The sequence below is a fragment of the Ornithinibacillus bavariensis genome, assembly GCF_050433565.1.
Classification (GTDB): domain Bacteria; phylum Bacillota; class Bacilli; order Bacillales; family Amphibacillaceae; genus Ornithinibacillus; species Ornithinibacillus bavariensis.
In genome coordinates this window covers 32288-46509 of the sequence record NZ_JBNPWZ010000001.1, presented here as the reverse complement: position 1 = coordinate 46509, position 14222 = coordinate 32288, and the positions used below count along the sequence as shown (strand labels likewise).

The window sequence follows — 14222 nt, the reverse complement described above, 5'->3', positions numbered from 1 at the left end:
CTTATGTGTCTCCAATTATACTTAGACAGCCTTACTCTATTTCAATTAACTTTTATATAGATTAATCCGAGAATATCATTAAATTGCATAGCTTTAACAAACAACCCTCTTTCCGTCAACCAAGCTAGCAATCGTGATTTATCCGCAAAGTACTCATCCTCTATCGACTCGACCGCTAGCTTATTTCCATTCCGCAAATAAGAACTAATCACCTTCTTACGGTGATTGTTATCATGAAACATTAAATCTGCAATACAAATTTGTCCTCCTGGTTTTATCACTCGAAGCATTTCTTCTAATGCAAATAGCTTATCTTCGTCTGTTAAGTGATGTAAAGCATAGCTTGACACAATCGCATCAGCCGATTGATCTAATAAAGGTAACGCGAGAAAATGTCCTTTCCTTGTTTCAATCTGTGGATATTTCTCTTTACATTTTTGAAGCATCAGTGTTGATTGGTCAACACCAATGACCCTAGCACCGACTGATAAAAATCGTGAGCCTAAATTACCTGTCCCAATTCCAATATCAATCACTGTCTTGCCACTTGATATTTGCACCATGTCCACCACTTTTGCTAGAGCTTGATCATAACCATCATGGATATTAAAAACATGACCATCTTTTTTAATATTATTATCATAATTGGCTGCCTGGTTATCAAAATTCCAACGATCCGTCCAGGAACGGCGAATTTCTTTCAGCTTTTTTAGATGGTTCGTTAATTGACGGATTGGTTCGATGTCCTTCATATCGTCCTGCAATAACATCTTTTCTATCGTTTCAATCATATCTCGTAGCTCTATCCACTGTTCAAATAGTGCGGAACGTTGGATATCCAAATATTGCTTATCACTTAATGTAGGATTATCAAGTAATGACTTAATCGCAGGAATTGACATACCTATTTCACGTAAGGATAAGATTGTACTAATCCGATATAAATCCTCATGGGAATAATACCGATATTGATTACTGGTATCCTTTCTTGGGTAAATCAGCCCTTTCACCTCATAAAAACGTAGTGTCTTTGGGGTCGTATTTAAAAAAATTGCCGCTTCTTTAATTTTCATATTGCTATTCCCTCCCTCGTATTTACTATAAACATTACTCTAAGGGGAAGGTAAAGTATTATTTTATTTAATCTCGTAAGCTTTGTTATAATGGTAGGAAATAAGACAAAGGAAGGTAATTTAATGAACGAAGACATTCTTTCCAGAGCTAAGGCATGGCAAGAAATATTAGGCCTAGATCATTATGTTTTAGAACGTAGTCATATATTTTCAGAAACAAATTTAAATAATCGTACAAGTTATATTCTTTCTTTAGAATTGTTCCCTACGGAGGAAGCTTCTGAAGAACATGAGGATTTTAATCCAACTGGTACGGCTTCTTTAGATATTGATTTCCATACCAATAAATTGAGAAGAATTATTTTTGTAAATGGGGTTTCTTTTGCAAATGAGCACAGTCTCCCAACCCCTGAAATAGAGAATGTAATAGAATGGATAGAAGAAGTAACAGATATGATGTTCGGTAGACAGTTTAAGCTAGTATATGAAGGAGATAGAGAATATCGTTTTCAAGCGACTGTCGATAATATGGAAGTTGCACCAACAGGTGAGATAGAGGTTCGCTTTAATGATACGAACCAACTAACAATGTTTTCTATCGATGGCTTATTCCCAACAGAGGATGAGGTGGAATGGGAGCCCTTTTCCTTAACTAGGGATGATATAACGGAGGAAATTCAAAACCATTTTTCATTCTTAGAAGCTCCGATAGAGGAAGAGGAAAAATGGCTACCGATCTGGCAGGTAAATGAATTCTATATACGTAATGATCAATCGGAGATTATCCTTCCTGAATCCATTCTTACTTTGGATACATACCATCAGTTAAATCGTGTGATCAAATGGGATAATACTAGCACCAAAGAGTTCTCACTGAAGGACTTAGAGCTATCTACAGAGATATCCTACGAGGATGCCATGCATAAGGTAACCGTACAGCCCATTTCACAAAACGAACTTACTCTAGCATTAGAAGAAACGAAGGATTTCCTGAGTCAATTCTATCCAAATGACTCTGGAAAATGGACAGCCACTGGAATGTACCCTGAAAAGAATTATATTTTTGTTGAGTTTGAAGGAGAGACATTTAAAGCATTTAAACGGAAATTAAAGGTAATTATAAATCGCGAGGATTTTACAACTGTTAATTATTGGGATAGTCAATTCCTTCTCGACATGTTTAACGATTATAAGGAAGCAGACCAAGTCTCTGTCACAAAAGAGGAGGCATTTTCAAAAATAGTAGGAACGATTGAAGTCATTCCTGTTTATGTTAAAAATGCTAAATCGGAAAGTTATCAATTATGTGGCCGAGTTTCATGTAACTATGTGGTAAATGCCGCAACAGGCGATTTAATTGATAAGAACGAGTTGTAGTTACCCTTCAGGAATAAAACTGTGTCATTATATCAAAATAAATTTAGGTAAGGGCTCTCTCCAATTATAGTGTAATAAATTATTGACATAAAATAGAATTAATGATTAAATATACTTATAATTTCAAAGGGGAGTAGCTTTAACAGTTATGTCGTCAATTCAGAGTATTCATTACTCTCGGCATTACTGGCAACCCATCGGTGTTGTTAGCAAGACCTTTGCCAATATTGGTAAAGGTCTTTACTTTTTTAGGGGCCTTTACCATCGTACATGGTATAAGCCTCTATTTTTTTATGTTGGAAGGGAGAAAACTAAATGGAATCAATATGGCTAGAATATGCCTGGACTCTATTAATTTTGATTGGGCTGGAGGGAATTTTGTCTGCTGACAACGCATTAGTTTTGGCAGTAATTGCAAAACATCTGCCAGATCATCAGAAAAAGAAAGCAATCAATTATGGTATCCTGATGGCCTTCTTTTTCCGCTTTGCTGCATTATTTGCTATCTCATTTATTGCTAATGTATGGCAGGTTCAAGCAATCGGTGCCGCCTATTTAATTTATTTAGGATTAAAGCACGTAATTCAAGACCTTGGTTCTTCTAAAGGAGACAAAGGTGAAAAGGAAGAGGAATCAGCAGGGAAGGGATTCTGGCCAACGGTTGCGAAAATTGGATTGGCTGACCTTGCCTTTGCAATTGACTCCATTTTAGCTGCTGTAGCGCTTGCAATCGTATTACCAGAAACTGGCTTTGGTCATTTCGGTGGTATGGATACAGGACAATTCTTTATCGTTGTCTTAGCTGGTATTGCTGGATTAATCTTAATAAAGTTTGCTGCAGGATGGTTTGTTCAATTATTGGATAAGCGACCTGGACTCGAGACTACCGCTTATTTGATTGTAGCTTGGGTAGGGGTAAAATTAGCTGTCATTACATTAAGTCATGACAAAGTTGGAATTTTACCACATGAATTTCCACATAGTACCGGCTGGACAGTTACCTTCTGGGTTGTGTTACTCGGAATTGCTATAATCGGATGGTTTGCTTCCGGGAAGAGCAATAGGAAAAATTAGAAAATAAAAAAAGAACCCTATTAATGTTGTAATCATTCAATAGGGTTCTTCTTTACATAATACCAAATTTGTTCTTATCGTTTACAAGTCATCAAAGCCATTCAAGTCACTTGTCTTGGTATATTGTCTTGACTTTTGTTCAAAGAAGTCTGTTTTCGTTCCATCGATATTATCAACGTAAGCACGTATCCATTTCATTGGGTTTTCAACGTGTTCAGGATAGATTTCACTCAAGCCTAGTAATCGTAGCATTTTGTTAGCACGGTATTTAATATAGCCTTGCATTTGCTCCAAATCAATCCCCTCAACCTCTGCAAGTACATACGTTGACCATTCCATTTCTAATTCCACGGAGGTTCTAAATTCCTGATACACCCATTCCATCATGGATTCTGTATTCAGCTCTGGGTACTCAGCTAGAGTTGCACGAAATAGCTCAGAAATAAATCTACCGTGCTCAAGTTCATCACGATTTATATAGCTTATCATCGTAGAGGTTCCAACCATCTTATTATCCCTTGCTAAATTATAGAAAAATGCAAAACCAGAATAGAAAAATAGTCCTTCCAAAAGAGCGGTATATACAAGTGTTTTTACGATATTTTCAATGCTCGGCTCTTCCACAAATTGATTGTAGCCAGCAATAAGCCTTTTATTTCGCTTTAATAGAACAGGGTCTTTACGTCCCAACTGAAACGCCTCATTCTGCTCCTTTAAAGACACTACGGAAGAAAGGACATAGGAATAGCTTTCATTATGAACTGCTTCCTGTTGAGCAATCACTGCCATAATAGATTGAACAGACGGATCGGTTGCATATAAAGAAATTAACAGGGCTGTTCTAGTCTGTGGGGCATCCAACGTCGATAGTAAGCCTATTATTTTCAAGTATGCATCCTGTTCTGATTGAGTAAGCATCGGAAATTGCTTTACATCAGCAGACATATTAATCTCATCTGCTTGCCAGTAATTCCCTACTAGTCGCTTGTACATTTTATACCAATGTGGATATTTAATATCATTCCAATTTAAAATACCACTTGACTCCCCTCCGAATACTTTCGTAGATTTATTCGGAAATCGTGGCTCCATTGTTTTTGCCTTTTTAAGCAATGCTACGGACATGCTGTAATACTCCCTTCAGCCATTGATCTATCAATATTTCCTGGAACCCTCTCGGTGACTGTTCAATTTTCAATCCAGCCCATGGGCTTTCATAAAACTTTACAAGCCTATCAACCGCACCGCAAAAGTAACCAAACTGTGTATCCCCTGTTCCAAATACTGCAATATTATTTGGCTTATAGCCTATTTCTAAAATAAAGTCCTTTACCTCTTCTGGCGTACTGCCATTTTCCCATGTAAAGGTACCAATAAATACCACATCATAATCAGAAGGATGGACTGGAGGATCGATGCCGATACGGTGCTTATCCACCATCGCTCCTCTTGTCTCTAACTTCTTTTGAATATACTCGGCAACCTCTTCTGTATTACCACTGTAGGATAGGTAAGCAATTAATGTTTTCAACTGGAACACCACTCACATTCTTCTACATCGGTCGAGGTAGATCTTACATAATAAGTAGTTTTTAGTCCTTCTCTCCATGCCTGAAGATGTAGGTCTAGTAATACCGAAGCACGGATTGTATGTGGAACATAGAAATTAAAGGATATACTCTGATCAATATGTTTTTGGCGTACAGCATTTTGTTTAACAGACCAGCGTTGATCGACAATATATGCCGAGCGACGATAAATATCATACGTACGATGGTCTAAGTCTGGAGCTGTATTTGGAATTTTAAAGTCCTTTTTCTCTTCATGGTAGAACGGTTTAAAAACCGGATCAATACTTGCTGTAGATCCCGCAATCATAGCAGTTGTGGAATTTGGCGCAACTGCCATTAAGTAACCATTACGAATCCCTTTTTCCATTACGGCAGCTTTTAGCTCTTGCCATTTTTCACCGACATATCCTTTTTCATCGAAGTATGCTCCAGTACTCCATTTACTTCCTGTGAAGGCTGGATAGCTTCCCTTTTCCACACTTAATTCCATGCTACTCTTAATGGTCAAGAAAGCAATTTTCTCATACAAATCATCTGCGTATTCTACTGCCTCCTCTGTTTCCCAATGGATTTGCTTTTTCGCTAATAAATGATGCCAGCCGAATGTACCAAGTCCAATAGCACGGTACTTTTGGTTTGTAAGCTGTGCTTGAAGGATTGGTAATGTATTGATATCAATGACATTATCGAGCATTCGAACCTGTATTTTAATTAAGCGTTCTAACACATTATCGGGAACAGCCTTTCCTAGATTGATTGAGCTAAGATTACAAACTACATAATCTCCAGGCTTATACGTTTTGGTGATATACCCATTTTCATCTGTAAACTCTTCTAGAAATTCGGTTGGTGATTGATTTTGGGTAATTTCCGTACATAAATTGGAGCAATATATCATACCCAAATGTGCATTACTATTTTGTCTGTTTACCTCATCTCGATAAAACATAAATGGTGTCCCAGACTCAAGCTGAGAAATCATAATCCGCTTCATAATTAAAATAGCAGGCAGCTTCTTCTTCGTTAGTTTTTCACATTGGATACATTCCTCATATTTCTTTCTCCAGGACCCTTCCCCTTTTTCCTCATCATAAAAGTCCTCTAATGAGTATCCCATTACTTCACGAACTTCATGTGGGTCAAATAAATACCAATCTCCACGACTAGCTACCTGTTCCATGAAATAATCTGGAATGGACACACCGGTGAAAATATCATGTGCACGCATCCGGTCATCCCCATTATTTAATTTCAAATCTAAAAAAGCTTCAATATCCATATGCCAAACATCCAAATAAACTGCTATTGCCCCTTTACGCGTACCAAGCTGATCCACGCTTACTGCTGTGTTATTCAGTTGCTTAATCCAAGGAACTACTCCGCTAGACATCCCTTTAAACCCTTTAATCGAGCTACCCCTAGAACGGATTTTCCCCATATAGACACCGATTCCACCGCCATTTTTTGAAAGCTTTGCTATATCGGTATTACTATCATAAATAGACTGTAGGCTATCATCCACTGTATCTATAAAACAGCTAGATAGCTGTCCATGTGTTTTCCCAGCATTAGCTAGTGTTGGTGTGGCAACCGTCATATATAAATTGCTTAACGCCCAATATGCCTCCAGAACTAAATCAAGACGACTTGCTTTATCCTCATCCTTCATAAGATGCATGGCAATAACCATCCATCGCTCCTGAGGAAGTTCATACGTGTTTTTATCATGGTCTGTAGCTAAGTATCGGTTAGCAAGGGTATAGAGACCTAAATATGTGAACTGTAGGTCATGCTCCGGATTTATATGATTAGCTAAAAAATCTATATCTTCTTTTGAATATGTATCAAGTAATTTACTCGTGTATATTCCCTCTTGTGTTAAGTCTTTTAGGAGCTGATAAAAGCTGCCATATTTTAATGCGACATCATAATTCCTATTTTTTGCAGCTTGATGGTAAAGCTTTTGTAAGTATAATCGGCTAGCAACAAAACTCCAATTCGAATTTGCTTCGTCAATAATCTCTAGTGCACGTTTAGTGAGTGTATCAATAGCCTTGTCAAAAGAGGTTTCCCCAGAAACATCCATAGTTAAATCGGCTGGATTCACCGGTAAATTTTCTACAGCAAAACGGATAATTGGATCTAGCTTTTCTTTTAATGTTACTTCTGTTGACAGCATCCTTCATTCCTCCTAATAGTAAAACTAGCAACATGCTAAAATAAGGTAAATATGGCTTGGAAATTAGCTCTTTTCTATAAATAGAAAAGCCGCTCACCCACGGATGAACGGCATACAAAAAACGACAGAAATTATCTAAATATGTATAACTCCATCGCCTCATACTCTTTCAACCCGAAGAAAAATGAAACTATAAGTGATGGCAGGTCTCCTGGCTTGTGCGTCACTCTACTAAAGTCCTTCCCATATCATTATGTTATCGATACAGTGGAATTCTCGTTCGTCAACACTAACAGTTGCGGGGACAGCTCCAGATTTTCACTGGATTCCCTTTTCAGACAATATATGTCACCATTACTTTTAAGTACTATATATAGTATTATATTATTATATTATCACAATATATTGTATTAATAGCCTATCATAGTTTTATAGACTTTGCAAACATATTTTAATTCCATTCGTAAATGGGAGGGATTTTGGGTACAATAGCATTATCAAGTGGAGGTCGATTTATATGAATAAAATTGTAGAATTAATTCGTTCTGCTTCCTATACAATTGTATTTACTGGTGCTGGTATGTCTACTGAAAGCGGCTTACCAGATTTCCGCTCCAAGGATAGAGGACTATGGACTAAATTCAATCCAGATGAACTAGCTAATGTACATGCACTTCAGGATAACTTTGAAGAATTTACGAGCTTTTACCAGTATAGACTCCGAGAGATTGATAAATATCAGCCCCATGAGGGCCACCAAATTCTTGGAAATTGGGAAAAACGTGGGTTAATAAAAGGAATTATCACACAAAATGTGGACGGCTTTCACCATGATGCCGGAAACCAAAATGTAATGGAGCTTCATGGTACATTTCGAAGGTTTTTCTGTAATCAATGTTTGAGAGACCAGGACCGAGAAGAGTACTTGAATGGCAAAAGCCACTGTAAATATTGTGATGGACCTGTAAGACCAGGAATTGTCCTATTTGGAGAGATGCTTCCTGAGGATGTTTTTCTCCAAGCAGAAATTGAAACTTCTAAATCTGATTTATTTATCGTTCTAGGCTCATCATTAACAGTTACTCCCGCCAATATGTTCCCACTAATAGCAACTGAGCGTGGCGCCAAGCTTATTATCGTCAATCGTGAACCAACACCAATGGACATGTACGCCGATTTCATTGTTCGTGATAAAAGTATCAAAGAGTTTTTAATTATGATTGAAAAGGAATTATCATAAAAGCATGTTCGGCAGTATGAACTTTCTGCGATATATTGGCGTTCGATAGTCTATTAGACTCACGCACCTACTTCCAGCTACTTTTTGTCTATTAGAATGCTTCTATTAGACTCAGGCACCTACTTCCAGCTGCTTTCTGTCTATTAGAACGCTTCTATTAGACTCAAGCACCTACTTTCAGCCACTTTCTGTCTATTAGACCGCTTCTATTAGACTCAACCACCTACTTTCAGCTGCTTTCTGTCTATTAGAACGCTTCTATTAGACTCAAGCACCTACTTTCATGCGATTTCTGTCCATTAGAACGCTTCTATTAGACTCAAGCACCTACTTTCAGCCACTTTCTGTCTATTAGACCGCTTCTATTAGACTCACGCACCTACTTTCATGCGATTTCTGTCTATTAGAACGCTTCTATTAGACTCAGGCACCTACTTCCAGCTACTTTTTGTCTATTAGCGCTCCTCAAGCAGACTTTTCTTTTGAATAATTATTTATTCATGCAGTCTACGAATGAGTGATTCTAAATAAAAACAGGAGCGCTCCTCGCTCCTGTTTCGATTATCCCAATACAGCACGGTCACTTTCAAATTGTTCTCCGCGAATACGTTGGAATTCTTTTAATAGATCTTCTATTGTTAAATTCTGTTTCTTTTCACCATGGATATCTAAAATGATTTGCCCTTTATCCATCATAATCAGCCGATTTCCTAAATCAAGTGCTTGCTGCATATTATGGGTAACCATTAAGGTTGTTAAGCCATGCTCTGCAACAACATCCTTCGTTAGTTTCGTGATTAATGCGGCTCGTGATGGATCCAGTGCTGCTGTATGTTCATCAAGAAGTAAAATATTCGGGTTAGTGAAAGTTGCCATCAATAGAGAAAGTGCTTGACGCTCTCCACCAGATAACAATCCCACTTTAGCATTCAGCCTATCCTCAAGACCTAAATTTAACGTTTTTAAATGTTCCTTAAATTCTACTTTCCTCAGTTTTGTAACACCAGGCTTTAAATTCCGCTTTCTGATGCGCGAATAAGCCATCGCTAGGTTTTCCTCAATCGTCATGGATGGAGCTGTGCCTGCCATCGGATCTTGGAATACGCGACCTATGTAGGCAGAGCGTTTAAATTCGGGGAGACTGGTAACATTCTTTTCAGCAATAACGACCTCGCCAACATCTGGTACTAGATTGCCAGAAATAATATTCATGAGCGTAGATTTACCAGCTCCATTACTACCTATAACCGTTACAAAATCGCCTTCTCTTAATTCTAAATTAATTCTTTGTAACGCCTTTTTTTCATCTGGAGTACCTTCATTAAATGTAATGGACACATCTTTTACATGTAACATATTAGGCCTCCTCCTTTAATTCAACTAGTGCAGCACGCTTTTGTAATCGGCGCTTCTTTTCCCTCTGTCCCTGAAGAACTTTCGGTGCAACAAGGGCAACGATAACGATGAATGCAGTAATTAGCTTCATATCACCTGTTTCTAAAAATTCAACCCGTAATGCCAGGGTTACAACTATCCTATACACGATTGCTCCACCAATGACGGCAATGGTTGCAATCGCGATTGTTTTCTTGCCAAACAGAGCTTCACCGATAATAACGGAGGCTAGACCGATAACAATCATTCCGATTCCCATCTGAACATCAGCAAATCCACCAATCTGGGCAATTAACGCTCCACTAAGCGCAACCATCGCATTCGAAATTCCTACACCGAGTATAATTAAATTGTCTGTGTTTGCCGAAAGACTCCGGATCATTCGTTTATTATCTCCGGTGGCCCTTAATGCAAGACCAACCTCTGTTTTTAGGAAATAATCCGTTAAAAACTTTATAGCTAATGCGACAACAATCATGAAGGCTACAATAATCCATGTTGCAGGGGCTCTCCCTAAACCAATAGAATTCCATAAATTATTCAGGAAACTATCAATTCCTTCTGGCCAAATCCCTCTTAGTTGGGAAAATAAGGTTTCTTCACTCGATAAAGATACAGTAGGCTTATCCATTATTCGTAAATTAATAGAATATAAGGCAATCATCATTAAAATCCCAGATAATAATGCGTTTATCTTACCTTTTGTATGAAGCAGGCCTGTAATACAGCCAGCAATAAAACCAGCAATGATTGCAAAAATTGTAGCCAAAACAGGCGGGACACCACTGACAATGGATACTGCAGCAACACCTGCACCTGTCACAAAGCTACCATCTACTGTCAAATCAGGGAAATCTAATACGCGGAAGGTTAAATATACCCCTAAAGCCATGATTGCGTATATAATTCCAGATTCAACAGCACCAAATAGTGATAAAGCCATATAATATATTAACCTCCTATTCCACACCTTTTTCTGAAAAATGTGGATATTAACTTCTTAGAATAGAGAAGCAGGCCTAATGCCTGCTTCTCATTGGACTTATAAGGTGCATTTCTCTAGTTCTCAGCAGTATCAACGAACTCAGCATCATCCCACTCAGAATTCCATTCAATCCCCTGTTCTTCTGCTGCTTTCTTATTAATGAACAACTGAATTTCAGGTGGATACTCCACTTTAATATCCTTTATAGACTTACCATCCTTTAAAATTTGGACTGCCATTTCACCTGTACGATATCCGATAGTATAGTAATCAATACCAAAAGTTACAAATCCACCCTTAGCAAGTGAATCCGGCTCTCCTACAACTAGTGGAATATCTTGTTCATTCGCAACCCCTACAACACTTTCAAGTGCAGAAACGACTGTATTATCTGTTACTATATAGAAAAGATCTACTTCACTAACTAAGGTTGTTGCAGCCTGCTGAACCTCAGACGAGTTTGCAACCGTACGCTCTTTAAAAGTTAAGGAGGTACCTTCACCAGCAGCTAAAACTGCTTCAATTTGCGTTACTGAATTTGATTCTCCAGCATTATAGATTAACCCCACCGTAGCATCTGGAAAATATTTATCAATAAATTTCACCGTTTCTTGTATAGCATCTGGATGTAAATCTACAACCCCTGTGATGTTCTCACCAGGCTCATCCATTGCTGTAACTAATCCAGCGGATACAGCATCAGTTACAGAAGTAAATAAGATAGGGATATCCCTAGCATCTTTAGTTGCTTCTAGTGCGGACAAAGCAGCAGGTGTCGAGTTGGCAAAGATAAGGTCTACGTCATCTGCAACAAATCCATCTGATATTGGCTTTAGATTGTTTTGATCTCCCTGTGCACTCTGAAAGTCAAATTTCACATCTAATCCGGCATCCTCTAATGCCTTCTTAAAGCCTTCATAGGCTCTATCCAATGATGGATGCTCTACTATTTGTGATGCTCCAATTTTAAAGCTATCCCCTTTACTTGCATTCGATCCACATGCAGCTAGAATGACAATACTGACAATCGCTACAATTAATAATGATAAACCTCTTTTCACTACCTACTCCCCCTTATTCTCCTTTGAATAATTCATGCAATTTGAGAAATTATAACATACTAGAAATTTGAGTCAAGCGTATTTTTAGACTATTCTACCAATTTGTAACCGCTTACTACCAAGCCATTAATGCACTAGAAGATTTTAAAATTTTTCACCCCTTCTAAAAATACATTACTTTTTCAATAGCCGTAAGAATTCGCTGTGGTGTAGGTAAATAATGATTCTCTAAGCTTGATAATGGTACTGGAACATCAAAGCCTGTGACTCTTTCTACCGGAGCCTTTAAATATAAAAAGGCAGTATCATTGATGATGGAAACAACATCATTTCCCAGTCCTCCAGTTCTTGGTGCTTCATGTATAACAACTGCTCTACCTGTTTTTTGAACAGATTCAGCTAGTATGTCATGATCTATTGGATATAAGGTTCTAAGATCAATTACTTCACAGCTAATTCCTTTTGCATCTGCTTGCTTCGCTACTTTTTCTGCAAGAGGAACCATTGCACCCCAACTAATAAGTGTCACATCGTTACCTTCTATCCGCCTCTTACCCTTTCCTATTTCTATGGTATAGTGACCGGTTGGAACTTCTTCGCGTGTAGACCTATAGCTATGTAACGGCTCCATAAAGAGAACCGGATCTGGAGCTTCCACAGCCGAGATAAATAACCCTTTTGCATCATATGGCGTTGCAGGACAGATAACTTTGATTCCGGGCATATGGGTGAATAATGCTTCAGCACTATCGGAATGTATCTCTGGCGCTCGAACTCCTGCACCATAGGGAGCACGTATAACCATTGGTACAGTGAATCTCCCCATCGTTCTCATTCTAATTCGAGAAACATGGGTCATGATTTGATCATAGGCTGGATAAATAAAGCCCATAAACTGAATTTCCGCTATCGGTTTAAACCCATTTACAGCTAATCCCACAGACGCTCCAATAATACCCGATTCAGATAGAGGAGTATCAATAACTCTCTCTTCTCCAAATTGCTCTTGCAAACCATCTGTTGCTCGAAAAACACCACCGTTTTTCCCGATATCCTCACCTAAAATTAATGTTGTTTCATCATTTTCTAAAACAGTTTTCATTCCATCATTTATCGCCTGAATCATTGTCATGCTTTTAGTGGCAATGTACTCATCCTTAGATTGTTGTCGTTTCGTCTTCATTTCACTGCCCCCTTAACAATTCTATATACGAATCCCTTTGTTCCAATAATTGCTTAGGAGGTTCGGCAAATACATAATCAAACATGTCCTCCACATTTGCTTTACTATAGGACTCCATGGCTTTAACTGCGGATTCGATCTCTTCTTCTACTTGCTGATGCGTTTTTTGGATATATGCATCATCCCAAAAACCATAGTTTTTCATAAAACGTTCCATACGAATAAGCGGATCTACAACATCCATGCCGATCTCAGTTGATCGGTACTTTGTTGGGTCATCTGCCGTCGTATGTGCTCCAACACGCCAGGTAACAGCTTCAATTAACGTTGGCCCACCACCTGTTCGAGCGCGTTTAATTGCCTTTTGCATCTCAAAATAAACAGCGAAGAAATCATTTCCATCCACACGGACTCCAGGTATATCATAGGCAACAGCCTTTTGAGCAATCGTTTTTGAATTCGTTTGCCGTTCAAACGGAACAGAAATGGCATATCCATTATTTTGATTAAACAAAATCGTAGGTGTCTGGAATACACCTGCAAAGTTTAATCCTTCATGAAAGTCTCCTTCAGAAGTGGCACCATCCCCAAAATAAGCAATTGCTATGTGGTCAGTTCCCTTTCGCTTCTCTGCCCAAGAAGCTCCAACCGCATGAAGAATTTGTGTTGCAATTGGTACCGCTGCAGGGAAGATACGCTTCCCCTCTGGTGGAACACAGCCCTCAACACGACCATTCCAGTACAGAAATGTCCTAACCATATCAGCACCAAAGGTTAGCATTGCTCCATGATCTCGGTATGTAGGAAACATCCAATCATTTGAATCTAATGCTAACGCACTTGCAACCTGTGCTGCCTCTTGCCCCTCAAAAGGTGGGTAAGTACCAATCCTGCCCTGACGCTGTAAACTTTTTGCTTTTTTATCGAATGTGCGAATCCGATACATATGATAATAACCATTCTCTACAAGTTCTTTATGTATTCTATCTCTATTCTGCATATCAACTAGATTACCTTGTTCATCAATTATTTGTTTCAATGGATATTCTTCCATTAAAATACCTCCAATATCAATCTAGTAAAA

General features: G+C 38.4%; 12 protein-coding genes and 1 riboswitch. Of the genes, 3 read left to right on the top strand and 9 right to left on the bottom strand.

The window, feature by feature from the left end:
* Nucleotides 1–41 precede the first annotated feature (41 nt).
* Nucleotides 42–1073: a MerR family transcriptional regulator gene (locus HNR27_RS00225; protein WP_429338368.1), complete on the bottom strand. Its 1032-nt coding sequence runs from the start codon at nt 1071–1073 to the stop codon at nt 42–44.
* 123 nt (nt 1074–1196) lie between these two features.
* On the opposite strand from HNR27_RS00225, the gene HNR27_RS00220 reads away from it, so the two are divergent.
* Both HNR27_RS00220 and HNR27_RS00215 read left to right on the top strand, forming a co-directional pair.
* Entirely contained in the window at nt 1197–2450 is a 1254-nt protein-coding gene (locus tag HNR27_RS00220; protein ID WP_429338367.1) for a hypothetical protein, read from the top strand.
* A 315-nt stretch (nt 2451–2765) separates the two neighbouring features.
* Nucleotides 2766–3524: a TerC family protein gene (locus HNR27_RS00215; protein ID WP_212920223.1), complete on the top strand. Its 759-nt coding sequence runs from the start codon at nt 2766–2768 to the stop codon at nt 3522–3524.
* Nucleotides 3525–3605: 81 nt separating this feature from the next.
* Here the strand turns inward: HNR27_RS00215 and HNR27_RS00210 are convergent, their stop codons facing one another.
* Genes HNR27_RS00210 through HNR27_RS00200 form a run of 3 tightly spaced genes read right to left on the bottom strand, consistent with a single transcriptional unit; the run spans nt 3606 to nt 7274 of the window.
* Nucleotides 3606–4649 carry a ribonucleotide-diphosphate reductase subunit beta gene (locus HNR27_RS00210; protein ID WP_429338366.1) on the bottom strand — a complete coding sequence of 348 codons (1044 nt, stop codon included), beginning with the start codon at nt 4647–4649 and terminating at the stop codon, nt 3606–3608.
* Nucleotides 4630–5055, bottom strand: a complete 426-nt coding sequence (locus tag HNR27_RS00205) for a flavodoxin (RefSeq protein WP_244853444.1) — start codon at nt 5053–5055, stop codon at nt 4630–4632. Before HNR27_RS00205 ends, HNR27_RS00210 begins: the two co-directional genes overlap by 20 nt.
* Nucleotides 5052–7274, bottom strand: coding sequence for a ribonucleoside-diphosphate reductase subunit alpha (locus tag HNR27_RS00200; RefSeq protein WP_429338365.1), 2223 nt, complete (start codon nt 7272–7274; stop codon nt 5052–5054). Before HNR27_RS00200 ends, HNR27_RS00205 begins: the two co-directional genes overlap by 4 nt.
* Before the next feature lie 184 nt (nt 7275–7458).
* Nucleotides 7459–7645, bottom strand: a riboswitch (cobalamin riboswitch).
* A 146-nt stretch (nt 7646–7791) separates the two neighbouring features.
* Between HNR27_RS00200 and HNR27_RS00195 the strand changes: the two genes are divergently transcribed.
* Nucleotides 7792–8514, top strand: coding sequence for an NAD-dependent deacylase (locus tag HNR27_RS00195; RefSeq protein WP_212920219.1), 723 nt, complete (start codon nt 7792–7794; stop codon nt 8512–8514).
* A 561-nt stretch (nt 8515–9075) separates the two neighbouring features.
* Here HNR27_RS00195 and HNR27_RS00190 read toward each other — a convergent pair.
* From HNR27_RS00190 to pdhA, 5 genes are all read right to left on the bottom strand, one after another.
* The gene (locus HNR27_RS00190; protein WP_429338364.1) at nt 9076–9870 is read right to left on the bottom strand and encodes an ABC transporter ATP-binding protein; all 795 of its coding nucleotides are present in this window, start codon (nt 9868–9870) and stop codon (nt 9076–9078) included.
* 1 nt (nt 9871) lies between these two features.
* Nucleotides 9872–10852 carry an ABC transporter permease gene (locus HNR27_RS00185; protein WP_212920217.1) on the bottom strand — a complete coding sequence of 327 codons (981 nt, stop codon included), beginning with the start codon at nt 10850–10852 and terminating at the stop codon, nt 9872–9874.
* Nucleotides 10853–10968: 116 nt separating this feature from the next.
* A complete protein-coding gene (locus HNR27_RS00180) occupies nt 10969–11955 on the bottom strand; it encodes an ABC transporter substrate-binding protein (RefSeq protein WP_429338363.1) in 987 nt (328 codons plus the stop codon).
* 163 nt (nt 11956–12118) lie between these two features.
* Nucleotides 12119–13138 (bottom strand): alpha-ketoacid dehydrogenase subunit beta, encoded by a 1020-nt coding sequence (locus HNR27_RS00175; RefSeq protein WP_429338362.1) that lies wholly within the window; start codon nt 13136–13138, stop codon nt 12119–12121.
* Between the two features lies 1 nt (nt 13139).
* Nucleotides 13140–14192, bottom strand: a complete 1053-nt coding sequence (pdhA, locus tag HNR27_RS00170; RefSeq protein WP_429338361.1) for a pyruvate dehydrogenase (acetyl-transferring) E1 component subunit alpha — start codon at nt 14190–14192, stop codon at nt 13140–13142.
* Between the last annotated feature and the right edge of the window lie 30 nt (nt 14193–14222).

Coding starts and splice junctions, on each gene's coding strand:
- HNR27_RS00225 (WP_429338368.1), bottom strand. CDS start 1,073: ATGAAAATTAAAGAAGCGGCAATTTTTTTAAATACGACCCCAAAGACA.
- HNR27_RS00220 (WP_429338367.1), top strand. CDS start 1,197: ATGAACGAAGACATTCTTTCCAGAGCTAAGGCATGGCAAGAAATATTA.
- HNR27_RS00215 (WP_212920223.1), top strand. CDS start 2,766: ATGGAATCAATATGGCTAGAATATGCCTGGACTCTATTAATTTTGATT.
- HNR27_RS00210 (WP_429338366.1), bottom strand. CDS start 4,649: ATGTCCGTAGCATTGCTTAAAAAGGCAAAAACAATGGAGCCACGATTT.
- HNR27_RS00200 (WP_429338365.1), bottom strand. CDS start 7,274: ATGCTGTCAACAGAAGTAACATTAAAAGAAAAGCTAGATCCAATTATC.
- HNR27_RS00195 (WP_212920219.1), top strand. CDS start 7,792: ATGAATAAAATTGTAGAATTAATTCGTTCTGCTTCCTATACAATTGTA.
- HNR27_RS00190 (WP_429338364.1), bottom strand. CDS start 9,870: ATGTTACATGTAAAAGATGTGTCCATTACATTTAATGAAGGTACTCCA.
- HNR27_RS00185 (WP_212920217.1), bottom strand. CDS start 10,852: ATGGCTTTATCACTATTTGGTGCTGTTGAATCTGGAATTATATACGCA.
- HNR27_RS00175 (WP_429338362.1), bottom strand. CDS start 13,138: ATGAAGACGAAACGACAACAATCTAAGGATGAGTACATTGCCACTAAA.
- pdhA (WP_429338361.1), bottom strand. CDS start 14,192: ATGGAAGAATATCCATTGAAACAAATAATTGATGAACAAGGTAATCTA.